Below are 18,659 nucleotides of genomic sequence, written 5' to 3' on the forward strand. Positions count from 1 at the left end.
TGCGCCCCGCACCCGACGGGCATCCCCAACATGGACTACGGTCTGGGAGTGTTCGTGATGACCACCGACGACGGCCACACCGTCATCACCCACAATGGCGCCGCCGTGGGCCACGCGGCGCTGATGTACAGCACCCCCGACGGCAGCAAGACCCTGACCGCCGCGCTGAACTGCGTGGACGACGCCGGCCTGGCCATCGCCGCGGCCTTCCAGACCGCCCAGCGAAGGCTCGTCAACGAGGTGTTCGGCAGCGGGCGTCCGAGCCCGAGCCGAGCCTAGGGCAAGCTGAGCGGATGAGACACGGAGTCACGATCGGGCAGGCGGCGGCGTTCGTCGGCGTCACGGTGAAGACGGTGCGGCACTACCACAAGCTCGGCCTGGTCGAGGAGCCGGAACGCGACAGCTCCGGCTACCGGCGGTACGGATCGGCCGATCTGTTGCGGCTGGTGCAGGCCCGGACGCTGGCCGCCGCCGGGGTGCCGCTGGCCGAGATCGGGCCGCTGCTCGACGCCGATGCCGCGCTGTTCGCCGCCGCGCTCGCCGACGTCGAGCGGCAGCTCGACGAACGGATCGAGGAGCTGATCGGGCGGCGTGACATGCTGCATCGGCTCGCCGACGGTGACCGGGCTCTGCTGCCCGACCGCGCCGTGGCGCTGCTGAAGCGGATGCTCGGCCTCGGCTTCCCCGCGGACGAGGTGGCGGCCACCAGGGAGGGCTGGGTGCTGGCCAAGGCCCTGGTCCCAGAAGGCTTCGACGACTACCTCGCCCATTTCGAGCACGCCCTCGAAGACACCCGGCTCGCCGCCTTGGGCAAGCGCGTGATCGAAGCCGCGGCCTGGGAACCGGACGACCCCCGCATCGCGGAGGTCGCCACCGCCGCGGCCGACCACTACCTCGCCGACCCCGTACTGCTGAAGACCGTGACCGGCCTGCAAGCCCGCACCGAGGCCGCGACCCGGTACACGCTGATCGCCCACCACGGCCAGGCGCCGACACCGGCCGCGGCGCGGCTGGCCGAGCTCTTCGAGAGCAAGCTCCGCGCCGCCGGCGTCCATATCCCCGGACCGGGCTCCCGCTGACCGCGCCGTGCCCCGGCCCTCCAGCCCGGCGGCAACCGGCGCGAACCCCGGGTCACCGGCCGATCGGGTGCCAGACCGTCTTGATCTCCAGGAAGGGCTTGACGCGGGACAGGCCGGGATCGGTGTCGTCCCAGTCGTCCCCGCCAGGTCGCAGGACCCTCTTGAGCGTGGTCGCCGCCAGTGCTTCCAGCTCGCCCGCGAGACTCCCCGCACCGGCCAGGTCCAGGGCGTTCACGTCGGCGTGACCGGCCAGCGGTGGGGCGAGCTCGGCCAGGCGGCCGGTCAGGATGTTCGCGGCGCCCGCCGGGAGGTCCGAGGTGGCCAGCGCCTCGGCCAGCGTGATCGCGGGCAGCGGGGCGCCCTCGCTCGCCACCAGCACCGCCGTGTTGCCGGAGGTGAGCACGGGGGCGAGCACCGAGACCAGCCCGAGCAGCGAGGAGCCGGTGGGGGCGAGAACGCCCACGACGCCCGTCGGCTCGGGCTCGGAGAGGTTGAAGTACGGGCCCGACACGGGGTTCGCACCGCCCAGCAGCTGGCCGAACTTGTCGGCCCACCCGGCGTAGTAGACCCAGCGATCGACGGCCGCCGACACGAGCGCCTGCGCCCTGGCCTTGCCCACCCCTTCCGCCGCGGCGACCTCCTCGGCGAACTGGGCCCGGCGGCCCTCCATCATCTCCGCGATCCGGTAGAGGATCTGCCCGCGGTTGTACGCCGTGCGTCCCGACCAGCCGGGGAACGCCTTGCGGGCGGCCACCACGGCGTCGCGCACGTCCTTGCGCGAGGCCAGGGCGGCGTTGGCGAGATGGTCTCCGGCCGAGGACGTCACGGGATAGGACCTGCCTGACTCCGAGCGCGGGAACGCGCCGCCGACATAGAGCTTGTACGTCCTGCGCACGGCGAGGCGCGGAAAGTTGTCAGCCAAGGTATGCCTCCAGCCCGTGCCGGCCGCCCTCACGGCCGTAACCGGACTCCTTGTAGCCCCCGAAGGGGCTGGCGGGATCGAACACGTTGAAGGTGTTGGACCACACCACGCCGGCACGCAACAGGCTGGCGGTCCAGAGCATCAGGGAGCCCTTCTCCGTCCACACGCCGGCGGACAGCCCGTACGGTGTGTTGTTGGCCTTGGCCACGGCCTCCTCCGGGGTGCGGAAGGTCAGCACCGACAGCACGGGGCCGAAGATCTCCTCGCGGGCGATCCGGTGCGCCTGCGTGACGCCGGTGAACACGGTGGGCGGGAACCAGTACCCGCGCTCGGGGAGCGGGCACGCCGGCGACCAGCCCGTGGCGCCTTCCGCCTGGCCGGCCGCGGCGAGCTCGCGGATCCTGGCGAGCTGCGCCGCGGAGTTGACGGCGCCGATGTCGGTGTTCTTGTCCAGCGGGTCGCCGAGGCGCAGCCGTTCCATGCGGGCCCGCAGCCGGGCCAGCAGCTCGTCCGCGATCGACTCCTGGACCAGCAGCCGGGAGCCCGCGCAGCACACGTGGCCCTGGTTGAAGAAGATCCCGGTGACGATCCCCTCGACGGCCTGGTCGATCGCCGCGTCGTCGTAGACGATGTTGGCGCCCTTGCCGCCGAGCTCCAGGGTGAGCCGCTTGCCCGTGCCGGCGACCGCGCGGGCGATCTCCCTGCCGACCTCGGTAGAGCCGGTGAAGGCCACCTTGTCGGCACCCGGGTGCGCGACCACGGCGCGGCCGGTGGCGCCCGCCCCGGTGACGATGTTCACCACGCCGGGCGGCAACCCGGCCTCCTGGCAGATCTCCGCGAACGCCAGGGCGGTCAGCGGGGTGGTCTCGGCGGGCTTGAGCACGACCGTGTTGCCGGTGGCCAGCGCGGGCGCGACCTTCCAGGCGAGCATCAGCAGCGGGAAGTTCCACGGGATGACCTGCGCGGCCACGCCCAGCGGCCGGGTGCCCAGCCCGGCGTGCGCCAGCTTGTCGGCCCAGCCGGCGTAGTAGAAGAAGTGGGCGGCGGCCAGCGGCAGGTCGACGTCCCTGGTCTCCTTGATCGGCTTGCCGTTGTCCAGCGACTCCAGGACGGCCAGCTCGCGGGCGCGTTCCTGGATGATGCGCGCGATCCTGAACAGGTACTTGCCGCGCTCGGCCCCCGGCAGGGGCGACCACACCTGCTCGAAGGCCCGACGCGCCGCCGCGAAGGCGCGCTCCACGTCGGCGTCGTCGGCGACGGCCACCTCGGCCAGCGGCTGCTCGTCGGCCGGGTTGACCGTGACGATGCGCTCGTCGCTCTTGGATTCGACGAACTCGCCGTCGATGAACAGGTCGTACGACGGCCGGATGGACACGATGGCCCGTGACTCCGGCGCGGGCGCGTACTCGAAGATCTCCACACCTCTCCCTAGTCGATCGTGTAGTAGTCGGGCCCGCCGTAGTGGCCGGTGGCGAGCTTGGTCCGCTGCATGAGCAGGTCGTTCAGCAGCGTCGAGGCGCCGAGCCGGAACCACGCGGGGTCCAGCCAGTCGTCCCCGGCGATCTCCTTGACCAGCACCAGGTAGCGGATGGCGTCCTTGGTGGTGCGGATGCCGCCGGCGGGCTTCACCCCGGCCTGCCGTCCGGTCGCCGTCCGGTAGTCCCTGACGGCCTCCAGCATGATCAGCGTCACCGGCAGCGTCGCGGCGGGCGCGACCTTGCCGGTGGAGGTCTTGATGAAGTCGGCGCCGGCGTGCAACGCCAGCCAGGACGCCCGTCGTACGTTGTCGTGGGTGACCAGCTCGCCGGTCTCCAGGATGACCTTCAGATGGGCCGGGCCGCACCGCTCCTTGACGGCCGTGATCTCGTCGAAGACCTTGCGGTAGTCGCCCGCCAGGAACGCGCCCCGGTCGATCACCATGTCGATCTCGGTGGCTCCGGCGGCCACCGCCGCGCTCGTGTCGGCCAGCTTCACCTCCAGCGACGTGCGCCCGGACGGGAAGCCCGTGGCGACCGAGGCGAGCCCGACGCCGCTGCCCTTCAGCGCCTCGGCGGCCACGGCGACCATGTCGGGGTACACGCAGAGCGCGGCGACCGGGGGAGCGGTGGGGTCGGCCGGGTCGGGCCGGACGGCCTTGGCCGCCAGCGCGCGCACCTTGCCCGGTGTGTCCGCCCCTTCGAGGGTGGTCAGGTCGACCATCCTGATGGCCAGGTCGATCGCGTACCGCTTGGCCGTGGTCTTGATCGACCTGGTGGCCAGGTCGGCGGCCCGCCGGCCGACGCCGACCTCGTCGACGCCGGGCAGTCCGTGCAGGTAGGCCCGCAGCGAGCCGGGAATGGTGTCAGGCACGAGCGCCACGCCTCTCGATGAGCATGTTGAGTACGAGGGCGACCAGCAGGATGAGGCCGGTCACCACCATCTGGAAGAAGGACCCCAGGCCGAGCAGGTTGCACAGGTTGCGCAGCACCGACAGCAGCAGCACCGCCACGAAGGTGCCGAACACGCCGCCCCGGCCGCCGAACAGGTTGGTGCCGCCCAGCACCACGGCCGCGATCGCGTCCAGCTCCAGCCCGCTGAAGGCGGTGGGCTGGCCCACGGTCAGACGGGAGGTGAGCAGCACCCCGGCCAGCGCCGCCAGCCCGCCCGACACCGCGAACACCGTGGTGATCACGCCTCGCACGGGCAGGCCGGACAGCCGGGCGGCCTCCTTGTTGCTGCCGACCGCGTACACGTACTCGCCGAACGTGGTGCCGCGCAGCACCCCGGCGGCGAGGAGGGTGACCACCACGAAGATGATCCCGACGATCGGCACGTAGCCGACGAACCCGCCGCCGAGGAGCTGGAACGCCTCGGATCCGCCGGCCTGCGCCGGCTTGCCGTCCGTCAGCAGGTACGTGAGCCCGCGGATGGCCGTGAGCCCGGCCAGGGTGGTCATGAACGACGGCAGCGACAGGTACGCCGACAGCCCGCCCATGACGGCGCCGAACGCCGCGCCGATCGCCAGGCTGAGCAGGATCGCCGGCAGGACCGGCATGCCCGGGGCCATGAGCAGGGCGACGGTCATCCCGCCGAAGGCCGCGACGCTGCCGACCGACAGGTCGATGCCCGCCGTCAGCACCACCATGGTCATGCCGATGGCCACGATGCCGGTCAGCGACGACTGCTGCAGCAGGTTGGCGATGTTGCGGCCGGTCAGGAACTGCGGCGCCAGCAGCGACGCCACGACGCACAGGCCGAGGAAGACCAGCAGCAGGTTGGACTTGACGATCAGGTCGGCGCCGCGGCGCGATCGGCCGCCGCGCTCCTTTCCGGCGGCCGAGGCCAGCGTGGATCCGAGGGATGTGGTCATGCCGTGGCTCCTGTGATGACGGTGTGCGCGATGACGCTTTCCGGGCTGGTTCGGGGGTCGAAGCGGGCGACGTTGCGGCCTTCGTACAGGACCTGGATGCGGTCGGCGTTCGCGGTCAGCTCGTTGAGCTCGCTGCTGGCCAGCAGCACGGCCACGCCCTGGTCGGCGAGGTGACGCACCTGCCGGTAGAGGTCGGCCTTGGCGCCGACGTCCAGACCGCGCGTGGGCTCGTCCAGCAGCAGGACCCTGATCCCGCCCCGGGTGATCCACTTGGCCAGCACGATCTTCTGCTGGTTGCCGCCGGAGAGCTGGCCGACGAGCTGGGCGGGGCCCGCCGCCTTGACGCCCAGGTCGGCGAGCGCGGGCCGGGCCAGGCGCCGGCCGAGCCGGCCGGGCAGCAGCCACGGAGGGCGGCCGAGCGCGCCGATCGCGGCGTTGCGGCTGACGGACAGCCCCAGCATCAGGCCCTGCTCCTTCCTGCTCTCCGGCACCAGGGCCAGCCCCGCGCGTACGGCCGCGGCCGGGCTCGCGACCTTGAGCGGCCGGCCGTCCAGCCGGGCCGTGACCTGGGCCTTGAGGTCGCCGAACAGGGCGCGCAGCAGCGTGGTCCGGCCCGCGCCGCCGAGGCCGGCGAGCCCGACGACCTCGCCCGGCCGTACCTCGAGGTCGCGGACGTCGAGGAGCCCTGGCACGTGCACCCGCTCGACCCGCAGCAGGGGCTCCCCGCCGGGCGCGGGCCGGTTCACTGCGCCGACGAGCTCGCTCGCCTCGCCGATCATCGCGGCCACGATCTCGCCGGGACCGGTCGAGGCCAGGTCGTAGACACCCGCCGTGCGGCCGTCGCGCAGCACCGTGGCGCGGTCGCCGATCTCCATGACCTCGTCCATGCGGTGGGAGATGAAGATCACCGACCGTCCTTCGGCGGTGAGGGAGCGGATGACCTCGAACACCCCCAGCAGTTCGCTCTCGCCGAGGGTGGCCGACGGCTCGTCCATGACGATGACGCGCGCGTCGGCGGTCAGCGCCTTGGCGATGGCGGTGAGTTGCTGAGCCGCGATCGGCAGCTCCCTGACCCGGGTGGTGACGGGGAAGGAGGCGCCGACCCGGTCCAGCGCCTCGCGGGCCAGCCGCGCCCGCTGCCCGCGCCGGACGAACGGGCCGAGCCTCGGCGCCCGGCCCAGCAGCAGGTTCTGCGCGACGGTGAGGTCCGGCAGCAGGTCCAGCTCCTGGTAGATCACCGCGATGCCGGCCGCCAGCCCGGCGTGCGGTGTGGCGGGCCTGAAAGGCTGCCCGTCCAGCAGGATCGTGCCCTCTTCCGGCTGGTAGGACCCGGCCAGGATCTTCATGAGGGTGCTCTTGCCGGCGCCGTTCTCGCCCAGCAGGCAGTGCACTTCGCCGGGGCGGACGCTCAGCTCGACGCCGTCCAGGGCGACGGTGCCGGGGAAGCGCTTGACGATCCCGGTCATGCGCAGCCGTTCCTCGGTCCCGGTCATGTCTCCTCCAGCAGGTGGGTGGCGTTCTGGTCGTCGGTGATCAGCACGTCGCACAGGCCGCTGGTCACGACGGCCCGGCACACCGCCCGCTTCGCCCTGCCGCTGACCAGCGCGACCGAGGTGGTGGCCGAGCGCAGGAGGTCCAGGGACAGGCCGAGCGTGCGGCCGTCCAGGCCGGGGTCGACGATCTGGCCGCGCGCGTCGACGAAGCGGCCCAGCACGTCGCCCACCGCGCCGGCGTCCGCGAGCCTGTCGAGGTCGTCCGCGTCGATCTGACCGGAGTCCACCAGCACCGAGTCGCTGCCCATGCCGCCGGGGCTGAACAGGAACAGGTCCGCCCCGGCGGCCAGCGTGAGCACGTCGGAGACGGCGCGGTCGTTCTCCAGCGCCGCCCGGGTGCTCTGCTGCTCCAGGATCGCCGGGGCGGCCAGCAGCGTCGCGGTGCCGCCGCCGTGGTGGGCGATCAGACTCGCCGTGCTGCCCGCGCTGGTCGGCTGCCGCGAGCGGCTGAGCGCGCCGTTGATCTGCACGACGTGGACGCCCGTCGCCCAGCCGGGGGCGAGCCCGCCGGCCAGCCGGTCGAGCGTCCGGCCCCAGGAGACGCCGATCAGCCGGGGCACGGGCCGCATCGCCGCCAGGTGATCGGCGCCGGCCGCGGCCACCTGCTTGCGCAGCTGCTCGTCGCCGCCGCTGCCCGCCACCACGATGGTCTCCCGCAGCCCGAAGCGCTTGCTGAGCGCCCGCTCCAGGGCGCCCACCCGGGACCGCGGATGCAGCACCTCGATCCTGACGATGCCGGCCTCGCGTGCCTCGGCCAGCATCCGCCCCACCTTCCATCGGGTCAGGTGCAGGGCGTGGGCGATCTGTTCCTGCGTCTCGCCGCTCTCGTAGTAGCGGACGGCCACCTGGTAGAGCTGGTCGTCGTCGGTCATGAGCCGGACCTCCGCCGTGGGTCGCTCAGCCGGTGGGAGATCTCCGTGGTGGCGGCGGTGGCCGCGCGGTAGTCGGCGTAGCCGCGGTGGTAGGCCGCGACGTGCTCGGCGACCGGCTCCACGGTGCGGACCATCGGCGCGTAGCGCACCGCCGCCTCCGCCAGCGAGGCGTACCACCCGGTGCCGGCCGCGGCCAGCACCGAACAGGCGCGCAGCGTCAGGTTGTCACCGGTGACCAGGTGGACCGGCCGGCCGAGCACGTCGGCGGTGGTCTGGAGCCACAGCTCGTTGTGCCGGATGCCGCCCGACAGGTAGACCTCCTCCACGGCGATCCCGCCGTCGACGAAGGAGTCGAGGACCTGGCGGGTGCCGTACGCGACGCCCTCCACGGCCGCCCGGTAGACCTGCTCGGCGGAGCTGGCCAGGGTCAGCCCGAGCACGGCGCCCCGCAGGCGCGGGTCCCGCAGCGGCGTGCGGTTGCCCATGAAGTAGTCCAGGACGATCAGCCCGTGGTCGACCGGCGGCAGCTCCGCCGCGGCCTTGATGAGCCCGCCGAGCTCCGCCCGGGGCCGTCCGATGAGTTTCTCGCCCGCCCAGGCCAGCACGGAGCCCGCGCTCACCTGGCCGCCCTCCACGAGCCAGCGGCCCGTCTGCAGCGCGTCCGGGTACGGCCCCCAGACGGTGGACGGGAAGACCGCTTCGTCGATCTCGGTGACGAACGCGTTGGACGTGCCGCAGACGATCGACACCCGCCCTGCTGGGGCGCCGCCGATGGCCAGCAGCGACAGGTGCGCGTCGATCCCGCCCGACACGACGACGGCGGGGCCGGTGACGCCGAACTCCTCGCGGGCCCGTGCGCCGAGCGGCCCCACCGGGTCGCCGACCGGCACGATGTCGTCCGGCAGCTTGCCGCCCAGGTCGCCGATGCCGAGCGAGTCGTACAGGTCGTGCGGTGAGCCCGTACCGCGCGGGTCGTAGTTGCTCTTGCACACCGCGTTCATCCGGGAGCCCGCCCACCGCCCGGTGAGCCGCCACACCATGTAGTCCACCGCCTCGACGATGCGTGCGGCGGCGCGGTAGGTCTCGGGCTCGTGGCGGGCCAGCCACATGGCCTTGGGCACCAGCCACTCCACCGCGTCGCAGCCGCCGGAGTAGCGCAGGACCGGGTGGGCGGTCTCCGCGGTCAGCGCCGACTCCTCGCCCGCCCGGCCGTCCATCCACAGCAGGGCCGGCCGCAGCGGGCGGCCCTGCCGGTCGAGGACGGCCACCGTGGAGGCCGTGGTCGCCACCGCGACCCCGGCGATGGGCGGATCGCCCGCCTCGGCGAGCGCCTGGCGGGCCGCGCGGACGCTCGCCCGCCACCAGTCGTCCGGGTCCTGCTCGGCCCATCCCGGCCGGGGGAAATGCGTCGGGTACGCGGCGTCGCCCGCCCCCATCGGCGAACCTTCGACGCTGTAGACCGCGGCCCGCGCGCCTTCGGTTCCCAGGTCGAGCGCGAGGAAAGCCGTCATCGTCACTCCTCGTTCGGCAGGAAGAGAACCTTGGAGCTGAAGATCGACCGCTCACCGAGGCCGGCCATGGTCTCGGGCAGCGCGTCCAGCCCCAGCTCGTGCGTGATCATGAACTTCCAGGCGAGGTCGCCCGAGCTCAGCCCCTTGGCCGCGACCCGCCACTCCTCACCGGGGAACGGCGCGGAGAAGGAGTTCCACGCCCCGTGCAGGCTGACCTCGCGGCGCAGGAACGAGCTGAACGTGGCCTTGGGCAGCACCACGGGGTCGTGCGGGATGCCGATGAACACCGCCTCGCCGTGCCTGGCCGCCAGGCCCACGGCCTGGTCCACCGTGGCGGGCACGCCCGCTGACTCGATGACCACGTCGTAGCCGTCGCCGACCGCCTCGGCGGCAGCCTCCGCGCTGGTCGCGGTATGGGTGGCGCCGGCCTCGGCGGCCATGGCGGCCTTCTGCTCGTTCACCTCGATGACGAGCACCTCGGCCGCTCCGGCGAGCTTGGCCCACTGCACCGCGAACAGCCCGATCGGGCCCGCGCCGACGACCGCCACCCGCTTGCCGCCGCGCATCCGGGTGCGCCACAGGGCGTGCAGCGCGATCGCGGCCGGGTCGAGCATGGCCGCGGCACGCGGGTCGAGGTCGGCCGGCAGCACCATCAGGTTCTCGTCCGGCACGGTGACGTACTGGGCGTAGGCCCCGTCCCTGCGGCTGCCGAAGTAGCCGTAGTCCTTGCACAGGCTGAAGTGGCCTTTGCTGCAGGGAGCGCAGGCGTGGCAGGGGATGAGCGGGGGCACGGTCACGAGGTCGCCCTCGCGGACGCGGCCGGTGGCGGCCAGACGGTCGCCGAGGCGGACCACGTGGCCGGAGAACTCGTGGCCGCAGATGATGGGGAAGTGGTACGCCCCCGCGCGCAGCATGCGCGGGATGTCAGAGCCACACACCCCGCAGGCCGCGACTCGGACCAGCGCCTCTCCCGGGCCTGGCACGGGCACGGGCACCTGCTCGACCCTGATGTCACCGGGGGCGTGGAGCACCGCGGCCTGCATGGTTTCCGACATCCTGTCGCCTTTCTCCTGTGGGGTGCTCTACTTGCCGGCTTCGGCGAACTCGCCGGTTCCGGTGGCGTACTGGGCGGCGTTGTCCTTGTCGATCAGCGCGGTGCCCGCGTCGATGGCGGACTCGACCTTCTCGCCCTTCTTGACCTGGAGCGTCGTCTCCACGGCCTTGGCGCCGAGGGAGAGGGGGTCGTTGAGGGCGGTGGCCACGTACTGGCCGGACGGGATCTGCTTGACCGCCTCCATGAGCCCGTCGACCCCGGCGACCAGGACCTTGTCCTTGCCGTTCTCCTTGAGCACCTGCAAGGCGCCGAGCGCCATGTCGTCGTTGTGCGCGTAGACGGCGGCCGCGTCGGGGTGGACCTGGAGCAGGTCCTGCATGGCGGTGACCGCCTTGGAGCGCACGTAGTCCGCGTACGGGCCCTCAATGATCTTGATCTTGGGGTTGTCGGCCACGGCCTCGTGGAAACCCGCGCTGCGGTCGCGCGCCACGGCGCCGCCGGCGTCGCCGCGGATCTCGATGACCGTGCCGCCCTTGTCGCCGAGCTGCTCGCTGAGCCGCTTGCCGACGAGCGCGCCCATCGCCTTGTTGTCGCGGCCGACGTGGGCGATCGCACCCTCGGGCACCGGCCGGTCCACGGTCACGACCGAGACGCCGGCCGCCGTGGCCGCGGCGATGCCCGGCTGGACGCCCTGCGGGTCGACCGGGTTGATGAGCAGGACGTCGACCTGGCGGGTGATGAGGTCCTGGATGTCGTTGTTCTGCTTGGTGACGTCGCCGCCCGCGTCGGCGAAGTAGAGCGTGGCGCCGGCTTCCTTGGCGGCGGCCTCGGCACCTTCGCGCAGCTCGACGTAGAAGGGGGACTGCTGGGTCGCCTGGCTGAAACCGATGGCGACAGGGCCGTCCGACTGCTGGCCGGTGGTGGCGGCAGAGCCGCCCGGCGTGGTGGACACCGAACAGGCGGACAGGGCGGCGACCAGGAGAGACGGGATTATGAGCGACCGGAATGCGCGCATCTGAGCCTCCGTATGTGAGGTAGGTAACGCACTGTAAATCGCTTATTAACCTCTCTACAACACTTGAGCCAGATTCTGCTCATATGAGCAGAGCGTCGGATTTCGTGCGTCCCGTCTGTACGGCGACGACCTGTTCGGCCTGGCCACGAGGCTCACTTACACTGTTACGACCCTTACGACGGGTGGGCCACGGTCCACCGCAGGGAGGAGTCGGGAGCCGATGAGCCTTCGTCAGTTCGAGTACGCCCTGGCCGTGGCCCAGGAGGGCTCGGTGACGGCGGCGGCGGAGCTGCTGCGCGTCGCTCAACCGTCGGTGTCCCAGCAGATCCTCAGCCTGGAGCGCGAACTCGGCGTGAAACTGTTCGCCCGCACGCCGACCGGACTGGTGCCCACCACGGTCGGCCGCGCGTTCCTGCGGGAGGCGGAGGTCGCGGTGAGCGCGTCGCGGCGGGCCAGGGCGACGGCGCGGGCCGGTGCCGACGAGCTGGTGGGCGAGCTGGTGATCGCGGTGCAGATGGGCTTCGGCACGCGGCAGTTGCCGGGCGCGCTGGGCATGCTGCGTCGCCGCTTCCCCGGGCTGGAGGTCACCGTCTTCGAGGAGCCGAGCGCCGCCGAGATGGACCGGCTGTGTCGCCGGGGTGTGCTGGACCTCGCCCTGATGGCGGCGTGCGAGCGATCCCCCGCCGCCGCCCACCACATCGGCGACGAGGAGTTCGTCGTGGTGCTGGGAGACGGGCACCGGCTGCTCGACGCGGACCGGGTCGAGCTGCGCGAACTGGAGGGGGAGCCGTGGGTGAGGTTCGACCGTGACAACGCGCTCGACCTCGTGCTGGTGAACGTGCTGCGGGACAACGAGCTGACCCCGGCCACGGTCGCCCGGGTGTCCCAGACGGCGACGGCCGTGCGCTGGGCCGCCGACGGGCTGGGAGTGACGCTGGTCCCGGCCTCCGCGGTGCCCCACGGTCACGAGCACCTTGTTCGCCCGGTGTTCCCGGTCGTGTCCCAGCCCGTCATCGCCGTGGTCCCGCCCGGCGCGGGCCCGGCGGAGACGGCCCTGCTCGAACTTCTGCGTCAAGAGACCTGGTACGACACCGCCTCCCCTGTGCCGGGGTGAGAGGGCGAGCGATACGGGACCGCCGTCGCGGCTCCCCTACCTGGTGAGCCGCACGACGACATTGCCGCGGTGCACGCCGGCGAGCAGCTCGTCCTGGGCGGTGACGGCGCGCTGGAGGCCGCCTTCGAGGAGCGTGCGCGCGAACCTGATCCGGCCTTCGGCGTACCACTGGGCGTAGTGGGTGTTCCAAGCCTGGATCTGGTCGGGGGTGTGCGCGGTGGTGAAGGGCCGGATCTGCACCTCGTGGACGATCGCGGTCATGATGTCGAGGCGGGGGTGCCCGCCGTCGCCGCCGGTGACCTGTCCGGCGAGGGTGCCGCACAGCGCGAAGCGGGCGCCGAACGCCGTGTGCCGGAGCGCCGCTTCGAACTGGTGGCCGCCGATGGTGTCGAAGAAGGCGGTGATGCCGTCGGGGGCCAGCTCGGCGAGCCGGTCGTCGAGATCGTCGTTGCGGTGGTCGATGGCGGCGTCGAGGCCGAGCTCGTCCACCAGGTAGCGGGCCTTCTCAGGGCCGCCGGCGATGCCGATGACGTACGCGGCGCCACGCGCCTTGGCGATCTGCGCGGCCATCGACCCGACGCCGCCGGCGGCTCCGCTGACGAGGACGACGTCACCGTCGCCGACGGCGGCGACGTCGACGATGCCGTGGTAGGCGGGCACGCCCTGGTTGAGCAGGTACTCGGGACCGGGGAAGACGTCGTCGGGCACGGGGAACGCCTCGCCCGGCCCCAGGATGCTCTCCTCGCGCCAGCCCGCCATGTGCTGCACGACGGTTCCCACCGGCAGGTCGTCGGCGCGTGACTCGACGACCCTGCCGATGGCGCCGCCGTAGAGCGGCTCGCCGACCCGGAAGACGGGCGCCGGGATCTGGGTGGTCTCGAACATCAGGTCGCCGTTGGCCGCGATCACCTGCTGGAACAGGTTCCGCACCCGAACCTGGCCGGCGGCCGGTTCCTGCGGAGGAAGCGTGACCACGTCGAGCAGCGAGCCGGGCGGCTGGCCCAGATTCGTACGATGTTCGCGCAGGACGACGGCGGATGGTCCCTGGACGGTCATGATGAGAGCCTCTTGGTACGGTCGGAGCCGGGCCTGAGCCCATGGCGGAACGGTCGGACGAGCTCAGAGCTGGGTGGCGCCTCCGTCCACGGCGAGCTCGGCGCCGGTGGTGTACGTGGCGTCGAAGGCGAGGAACGCGGCCGCCCTGGCGACCTCCTCGAGGGTGCCGAAACGCCGCATGGGATTGTCCGCGACCCGCTCCGCCTTGAACCGCTCGGCGGCCTCCGCGCTCATCGTGTTCTCCAGGATCCCCGTGTCGATGGGACCGGGGCTGATCGCGTTGACGCGGATTCCGCGCGGAAGCAGCTCGCGGGAGAGGCTGCGGGCCATCGAGCGCAGCGCCGCCTTGCCGGCCGCGTAGACACTGGCGTCGACCATGCCGATGACGTTCGCGATCGACGTGGTGAGGACGACGCCGGCGCCCGGGCTCAACAGCGGGGCGAGCTTCTGCACGGTGAAGTAGGCGCCCTTGACGTTGATCGCGAACAGCTCGTCGTACTCCTCCTCGGTCGTCGACTCGAAGGGGGTGAGAGGTGCGATGCCGGCGTTGACGAACAGGGCCTCGATCGTGCCGAGTTCGCTCTTCACCCGGTCAGCCAGAGCGTCCAGGTCGGACAGTGAGGCCACATCGCCTCGGACGGCCACCGCGTTCGCGTCGAGCCGCTCCCGCGCGGCGTCGAGCGTGGCCTGGGAACGACCGGTGATCACCACGCGGGCGCCGCCGTCCGCCAGCAGTTTCGCCATCGCGAACCCCATGCCGCTGCCGCCGCCCGTGATCACTGCATTCTTGTCACGGTATTTTTCCATGTCGATCCTTCGTTCTCCTCAAGCGCCGATGAGTTATTTTTTCGTCGAAACAGGTGTTCTGGAATTCCGTCGGCGTCAACCCCGGGGGAATTCGCCGCCGTCCACGAAGAGATTGCTCCCGGTCAGCCAGCTCGCCCGGTCGGACACGAGGAAAAGCACCGCGTCGGCGATGTCGTCCGGCAGGCCGTCGCGCCCCAGCGGCACGGCGGCGTTGTCCTGGCCCGCCGGCGCCACGTCCAGCTGCGCCCACAGTTCCCGCGTCGCTTCGCCGCCGGGGGTGGCGACTCTGCCGGGACTCACGGTGTTGACCCGGATCCCGAACGGGGCCAGCTCCTGAGCGAGTCCCCGGCTGTAGTTCTCCAGCGCCGCCTTCGCCGCCGTGTAGTGCAGGAACGGTCCTGTCGAGGCGGGGACCGCGGCCGAGGAGATGTGCACGATCCGCCCCGAACCCCGTTCCCGCATCCCCGCTGTCAGCAGCGAGTCCAGCCACACCGACGCCAAATAGTTCAGGTCCAGAGCGCCCTGCCACTCCTCGTCGGGGATGGCCGAGGAGCCTGGGTACGGTCGCGCCCCACCCGCGTTGTGGACCAGGATGTCCACCCCGCCGAACAGCTCCTGAGCGGCCGCGGCGAGCGCCTCCGCGCCGGCCCGGGTCCGCACGTCGGCCGGCACGAAGGTGGCCCCCTCAGGCACCGTGCTCGTCGCCGACCTGGCGGTCGTGAGCACCTCGGCGCCCGCGTCCAGGAGCTGGCGCACGACGGCCGCTCCGATTCCGCGAGAACCACCGGTGACCAGGGCCCGCTTTCCCGTGAGTTCCCGCTTTTCCGATCCGATTGCGATCGTGGTCATGCCACTGGTCCTTTCAATCGTGTGTCCGCCCGCTCGGCGGATGAAGAATCGATGCACGCGGCGCGCCAATTTCCGGAGAAATCGCGGTGAGCACCTCGTCGAGCTCCATCAAGGTACGTCCGGAAAAGAACGAGAGACAAAGACGAAATGCCAGTAGGCGCCATAGGGGATTCCTATGGCGGCCGGCCCGCCGGCCACCTGCCAGGAACTGGACAGCGAATGGCCTGGGAACTGGTCAGGCGAAGAGCCGAGACTCGGCGGGCTGGTCCTGCGAGGGCGAACACCGTGCGGCCGGCGGTGCTGTCTCCGTGCCACCGAGGAAGGCTGATCGATCGTGACCGAACGCGTACGCGTGGCTGTGCTGGCGGGTGGGCCGTCCGCCGAGCATGAGGTGTCGCTGCAGTCGGCGACGGCTGTGCTCGACGCCCTGCCGAGGGATCTGTACGAGCCCGTCGCCGTCATCATCGACCGGCAGGGCAGGTGGCCGGTGGAGCTGCGGCGCGATCTGGCGGACGTGGTCTTCCCCGTGCTGCACGGGCCGTTCGGCGAGGACGGCGTCGTCCAGGGTCACCTGGAGACGCTGGGCATCCCGTACGTGGGCTGCGGCGTCCTGGCCTCTGCCGTGGCCATGAACAAGGTCGCGATGCGGCGCGCGTTCCTGGCGGAGGACATTCCGGTCACCCCGCACGTGTGGTTCACCGAGCACGAATGGCGCACCACCACCGACCCCTGGGCTCTGGTGAAGTCGCTCGACTGGCCGATGTACGTCAAACCGGCCGGCATGGGCTCCTCCATCGGCATCTCACGTGTCACCTCCATGGAGGAGCTGCGCGCGGGCGTGGAGCTGGCGCTGGCCTACGATCGGGCGGTCGTCGTCGAGCAGGGTGTGACCGCGCGCGAGGTCATCTGCGGCGTGCTCGGCGGCCATGACACTGCGGAGGCGTCGGTGCCCGGCGAGCTCATCGTGCCCGGCGACTGGCTCGACTACGAGGCCAAGTACCTCAGCCGGGCCGAACTCGCCAGCATCCCCGCCGCGCTGCCGGAACGGGTGGCCGAGGACGTGCGCGAGCTGGCCCTGCGCGCCTTCCGGGCGATCGGTGGCTACGGCCTGTCCCGGGTCGACTTCCTCTATGAGGAGGACACGGGACGCCTGTACGTACTGGAGATCAACACCATGCCCGGCTTCACCTCCCGTTCCGTCTACGCCGGAGCCTGGGCCGCGAGCGGCGTCCCGTACCCGGACCTGCTGCGCCGCCTCATCGACCTCGCCTTCGCCAGGACCACCACCAGGAGCACCACCCGGGGCGGCTCGTGATCCCCATGACGCTGAACGAGATCGCGCAGGTCATCGGCGCGAGCCTGCATGACGTGCCCGACCCGCTCGCGCTGGTGACGGCGCCCTCGGCGGTCGACTCCCGCGAGGTGGTGCCCGGCGGCCTGTTCGCCGCGACCGTCGGCGCCCGCGTCGACGGTCACGATTACGCCGCCGGTGCCATCGCGGACGGCGCCGTCGCCGTGCTGGCGGCCAGGCCCGTCGGCGTGCCCGCCCTCGTGGTCGAGGACGTCCAGCTCGCGATCGGCCTGCTGGCCAGGCACCTGCTCGACCACATCAGCCCGACCGTGATCGGCCTGACCGGTTCCGTGGGCAAGACCACGACCAAGGACCTGCTGGCCCAGGTGCTCGAACGGCACGCCGCGACGGTCGCCACCGACAGGTCGTTCAACAACGAGCTCGGGCTGCCGCTCACCGTGCTGCGGGCCGACGCCACCACCCGGTACCTGGTGCTGGAGATGGGCGCGGGCCGCAAGGGCGACCTGACGTACCTGACCGGGCTCGCACCGCCCCGGATCGGGCTGGTGCTCAATGTCGGCACCGCACATGTGGAGCGTATGGGAGCCGGTCCTGCCGACGTGGCCGAGGCCAAGGGCGAGCTGGTCGAGGCGCTCGCGGCGGACGGGATCGCGCTGCTCAACGCCGACGACCCCTACGTCATGGGCATGGCCGGCCGCACCAGGGCCCAGATCCTGTTGTACGGCCGGTCGGCGCGGGCGCGGGTGCGCGCCGAGGACGTGCGGATGACCGACCGCGCGCGACCCGCGTTCGCGCTGGTGACGCCCGCCGGCCGCGCCCCGGTCGAGCTCGACCTCATAGGCGAGCACCAGGTGAGCAACGCCCTGGCCGCCGCCGCCGTGGCCACCGCACTCGGCCTGGGCGTCGCCGAGATCGCCGATGGGCTGAGCGCCGCACGCCGGCGCTCCGCGGGCCGGCTGGAGATCGTCGAACGACCTGACGGCGTCACCGTCGTCAACGACGCCTACAACGCCAACCCCGAATCCATGCGGGCCGGGCTGCGGGCGGTGCAGGCGCTGGCCGGCACTCGTCGTACCGTCGCCGTGCTCGGCGCGATGGGGCAGCAGGCGGAGGCCTCCCGCGCCCGGCACGCGGAGATGGGGCGGCTCGTCGCCGACCTCCGCTTCGACGTGCTGATCGCGGTCGGAGCGGGGGACCCGCTCGCGATGGCGGAGGCCACGGAGGCGGCGGACCAGGGCGTGGCCGTCCATACCGTCGAGGACGTGGCCGGGGCCATCAGGCTGGCCGGCGCGCTCGTCGAACCGGGAGACGTGGTGTTCGTCAAGGCCTCCAGCGAGATCGGGCTCGGCGCCTGCGCCCGTGCGCTGGCCGGCCGGGCATCCGGCTGACGCTTCATGACCTTCTGCTTGAGCTTGGCAGTCCATCTGGCCTGCCGGAAGAAACGGAGTTCCATGCGCACCATCGGTCTCATCGGCGGGTTGAGCTGGGAATCGACGGTGATCTACTACCAGATCATCAACCAGCGGGTACGCGAGCGACTCGGCGGCAGTCATTCCGCCAACAGCCTCATCTGGTCGGTCGACTACACGACCGTCGAGGATCTCATCTTCGCCGACCGCTGGGACGAGGTGAGTGCGTTGCTGGCCGATGCGGGCGGGAAACTGGAGGATCTCGGCGCCGAGGTCCTGCTCATCTGCAGCAACACCTTCAGCCGGGTGAACGACGACGTGGCGCGGGCCGCGAGCGTGCCCGTGCTGCACATCGCCGACGCCGTGGGCGCCGAGGTCAGCGCCAGGGGAATGCGCAAGGTCGGTCTGCTGGGCACTCGTTTCACCATGGAGCAGGCCTTCTACCGGGATCGGCTGGCCGCCCACGGCTTCGACGTGATCGTCCCGCGGCGTGAGCAGCGAGAACTGGTCCATCGCGTGATCTTCGACGAACTGGTGCGCGGAGTGATCCGGGAACCGTCCAGGGACGCGTACGCCCGGATCATCGCCGATCTCGCGGACGAGGGCGCCGAAGGCGTCATCCTCGGCTGCACGGAGATCGAGCTCCTGATCAGTGAGAAGGACACCGCCATCCCGGTGCTGCCGAGCGCTCGGCTGCACGCGGAGGCGGCGGCCGGCCTCGCGCTGGCCGACTGACGCAGGGGCGGCTCAGCCGGAT

Annotated in this window: 17 protein-coding genes and 1 pseudogene; 6 read left to right on the forward strand and 12 right to left on the reverse strand. The window is 71.8% G+C overall.

Annotated elements, in window-relative coordinates:
- A pseudogene (locus ACIBQX_RS42930) lies at positions 1-279 on the forward strand (hypothetical protein); the annotation flags it as partial.
- A 14-nt stretch (positions 280-293) separates the two neighbouring features.
- Positions 294-1,079: a MerR family transcriptional regulator gene (locus ACIBQX_RS42935; RefSeq protein WP_397015153.1), complete on the forward strand. Its 786-nt coding sequence runs from the start codon at positions 294-296 to the stop codon at positions 1,077-1,079.
- Between the two features lie 52 nt (positions 1,080-1,131).
- Here the strand turns inward: ACIBQX_RS42935 and ACIBQX_RS42940 are convergent, their stop codons facing one another.
- Genes ACIBQX_RS42940 through ACIBQX_RS42980 form a run of 9 tightly spaced genes read right to left on the reverse strand, consistent with a single transcriptional unit; the run spans position 1,132 to position 11,355 of the window.
- Entirely contained in the window at positions 1,132-2,001 is an 870-nt protein-coding gene (locus tag ACIBQX_RS42940; protein ID WP_397015156.1) for an aldehyde dehydrogenase family protein, read from the reverse strand.
- Positions 1,994-3,415, reverse strand: a complete 1,422-nt coding sequence (locus tag ACIBQX_RS42945; protein WP_397015523.1) for an aldehyde dehydrogenase family protein — start codon at positions 3,413-3,415, stop codon at positions 1,994-1,996. The genes ACIBQX_RS42940 and ACIBQX_RS42945 overlap by 8 nt, the downstream gene beginning before the upstream one ends.
- 14 nt (positions 3,416-3,429) lie before the next feature.
- Positions 3,430-4,350 carry a deoxyribose-phosphate aldolase gene (gene deoC / locus ACIBQX_RS42950; RefSeq protein WP_397015158.1) on the reverse strand — a complete coding sequence of 307 codons (921 nt, stop codon included), beginning with the start codon at positions 4,348-4,350 and terminating at the stop codon, positions 3,430-3,432.
- Positions 4,343-5,350 (reverse strand): ABC transporter permease, encoded by a 1,008-nt coding sequence (locus tag ACIBQX_RS42955; RefSeq protein ID WP_397015160.1) that lies wholly within the window; start codon positions 5,348-5,350, stop codon positions 4,343-4,345. Before ACIBQX_RS42955 ends, deoC begins: the two co-directional genes overlap by 8 nt.
- A complete protein-coding gene (locus ACIBQX_RS42960; protein WP_397015162.1) occupies positions 5,347-6,843 on the reverse strand; it encodes a sugar ABC transporter ATP-binding protein in 1,497 nt (498 codons plus the stop codon). The genes ACIBQX_RS42955 and ACIBQX_RS42960 overlap by 4 nt, the downstream gene beginning before the upstream one ends.
- Positions 6,840-7,775 carry a sugar-binding transcriptional regulator gene (locus tag ACIBQX_RS42965; protein ID WP_397015164.1) on the reverse strand — a complete coding sequence of 312 codons (936 nt, stop codon included), beginning with the start codon at positions 7,773-7,775 and terminating at the stop codon, positions 6,840-6,842. The genes ACIBQX_RS42960 and ACIBQX_RS42965 overlap by 4 nt, the downstream gene beginning before the upstream one ends.
- Entirely contained in the window at positions 7,772-9,286 is a 1,515-nt protein-coding gene (locus tag ACIBQX_RS42970) for a ribulokinase (protein ID WP_397015166.1), read from the reverse strand. The genes ACIBQX_RS42965 and ACIBQX_RS42970 overlap by 4 nt, the downstream gene beginning before the upstream one ends.
- 2 nt (positions 9,287-9,288) lie before the next feature.
- Positions 9,289-10,341 (reverse strand): galactitol-1-phosphate 5-dehydrogenase, encoded by a 1,053-nt coding sequence (locus ACIBQX_RS42975; protein ID WP_397015168.1) that lies wholly within the window; start codon positions 10,339-10,341, stop codon positions 9,289-9,291.
- 27 nt (positions 10,342-10,368) lie between these two features.
- A complete protein-coding gene (locus tag ACIBQX_RS42980) occupies positions 10,369-11,355 on the reverse strand; it encodes a substrate-binding domain-containing protein (protein ID WP_397015170.1) in 987 nt (328 codons plus the stop codon).
- 220 nt (positions 11,356-11,575) lie between these two features.
- Here ACIBQX_RS42980 and ACIBQX_RS42985 point away from each other — a divergent pair, with 220 nt between their 5' ends.
- Positions 11,576-12,469 carry a LysR family transcriptional regulator gene (locus ACIBQX_RS42985; RefSeq protein ID WP_397015172.1) on the forward strand — a complete coding sequence of 298 codons (894 nt, stop codon included), beginning with the start codon at positions 11,576-11,578 and terminating at the stop codon, positions 12,467-12,469.
- Between the two features lie 36 nt (positions 12,470-12,505).
- On the opposite strand, the gene ACIBQX_RS42990 is transcribed toward ACIBQX_RS42985, so the two are convergent.
- From ACIBQX_RS42990 to ACIBQX_RS43000, 3 genes are all read right to left on the reverse strand, one after another.
- Positions 12,506-13,525, reverse strand: a complete 1,020-nt coding sequence (locus tag ACIBQX_RS42990) for a zinc-binding dehydrogenase (RefSeq protein ID WP_397015174.1) — start codon at positions 13,523-13,525, stop codon at positions 12,506-12,508.
- A gap of 63 nt (positions 13,526-13,588) precedes the next feature.
- Positions 13,589-14,332, reverse strand: coding sequence for an SDR family oxidoreductase (locus ACIBQX_RS42995; protein WP_397015176.1), 744 nt, complete (start codon positions 14,330-14,332; stop codon positions 13,589-13,591).
- A gap of 75 nt (positions 14,333-14,407) precedes the next feature.
- On the reverse strand, positions 14,408-15,181 hold the full coding sequence (locus ACIBQX_RS43000; RefSeq protein ID WP_397015178.1) for an oxidoreductase: 774 nt from the start codon (positions 15,179-15,181) through the stop codon (positions 14,408-14,410).
- A 334-nt stretch (positions 15,182-15,515) separates the two neighbouring features.
- Here ACIBQX_RS43000 and ACIBQX_RS43005 point away from each other — a divergent pair, with 334 nt between their 5' ends.
- The 3 genes from ACIBQX_RS43005 (at position 15,516) to ACIBQX_RS43015 (ending at position 18,637) form a co-directional block, all read left to right on the forward strand.
- Positions 15,516-16,496, forward strand: a complete 981-nt coding sequence (locus ACIBQX_RS43005; protein ID WP_397015180.1) for a D-alanine--D-alanine ligase family protein — start codon at positions 15,516-15,518, stop codon at positions 16,494-16,496.
- 5 nt (positions 16,497-16,501) lie between these two features.
- On the forward strand, positions 16,502-17,881 hold the full coding sequence (gene murF, locus ACIBQX_RS43010; RefSeq protein ID WP_397015182.1) for a UDP-N-acetylmuramoyl-tripeptide--D-alanyl-D-alanine ligase: 1,380 nt from the start codon (positions 16,502-16,504) through the stop codon (positions 17,879-17,881).
- Positions 17,882-17,944: 63 nt separating this feature from the next.
- Positions 17,945-18,637, forward strand: a complete 693-nt coding sequence (locus tag ACIBQX_RS43015) for an aspartate/glutamate racemase family protein (protein ID WP_397015184.1) — start codon at positions 17,945-17,947, stop codon at positions 18,635-18,637.
- Positions 18,638-18,659 lie beyond the last annotated feature (22 nt).

The sequence above is a fragment of the Nonomuraea sp. NPDC049714 genome, assembly GCF_044465295.1.
Classification (GTDB): Bacteria; Actinomycetota; Actinomycetes; order Streptosporangiales; family Streptosporangiaceae; genus Nonomuraea.

Excerpts from the sequence above, each read along its gene's own strand:
- ACIBQX_RS42935 (WP_397015153.1), top strand. The coding sequence starts at position 294 with ATGAGACACGGAGTCACGATCGGGCAGGCGGCGGCGTTCGTCGGCGTC.
- ACIBQX_RS42955 (WP_397015160.1), bottom strand. The coding sequence starts at position 5,350 with ATGACCACATCCCTCGGATCCACGCTGGCCTCGGCCGCCGGAAAGGAG.
- ACIBQX_RS42960 (WP_397015162.1), bottom strand. The coding sequence starts at position 6,843 with ATGACCGGGACCGAGGAACGGCTGCGCATGACCGGGATCGTCAAGCGC.
- ACIBQX_RS42965 (WP_397015164.1), bottom strand. The coding sequence starts at position 7,775 with ATGACCGACGACGACCAGCTCTACCAGGTGGCCGTCCGCTACTACGAG.
- ACIBQX_RS42970 (WP_397015166.1), bottom strand. The coding sequence starts at position 9,286 with ATGACGGCTTTCCTCGCGCTCGACCTGGGAACCGAAGGCGCGCGGGCC.
- ACIBQX_RS42975 (WP_397015168.1), bottom strand. The coding sequence starts at position 10,341 with ATGTCGGAAACCATGCAGGCCGCGGTGCTCCACGCCCCCGGTGACATC.
- ACIBQX_RS42980 (WP_397015170.1), bottom strand. The coding sequence starts at position 11,355 with ATGCGCGCATTCCGGTCGCTCATAATCCCGTCTCTCCTGGTCGCCGCC.
- ACIBQX_RS42985 (WP_397015172.1), top strand. The coding sequence starts at position 11,576 with ATGAGCCTTCGTCAGTTCGAGTACGCCCTGGCCGTGGCCCAGGAGGGC.
- ACIBQX_RS42990 (WP_397015174.1), bottom strand. The coding sequence starts at position 13,525 with ATGACCGTCCAGGGACCATCCGCCGTCGTCCTGCGCGAACATCGTACG.
- ACIBQX_RS42995 (WP_397015176.1), bottom strand. The coding sequence starts at position 14,332 with ATGGAAAAATACCGTGACAAGAATGCAGTGATCACGGGCGGCGGCAGC.
- ACIBQX_RS43000 (WP_397015178.1), bottom strand. The coding sequence starts at position 15,181 with ATGACCACGATCGCAATCGGATCGGAAAAGCGGGAACTCACGGGAAAG.
- murF (WP_397015182.1), top strand. The coding sequence starts at position 16,502 with ATGACGCTGAACGAGATCGCGCAGGTCATCGGCGCGAGCCTGCATGAC.
- ACIBQX_RS43015 (WP_397015184.1), top strand. The coding sequence starts at position 17,945 with ATGCGCACCATCGGTCTCATCGGCGGGTTGAGCTGGGAATCGACGGTG.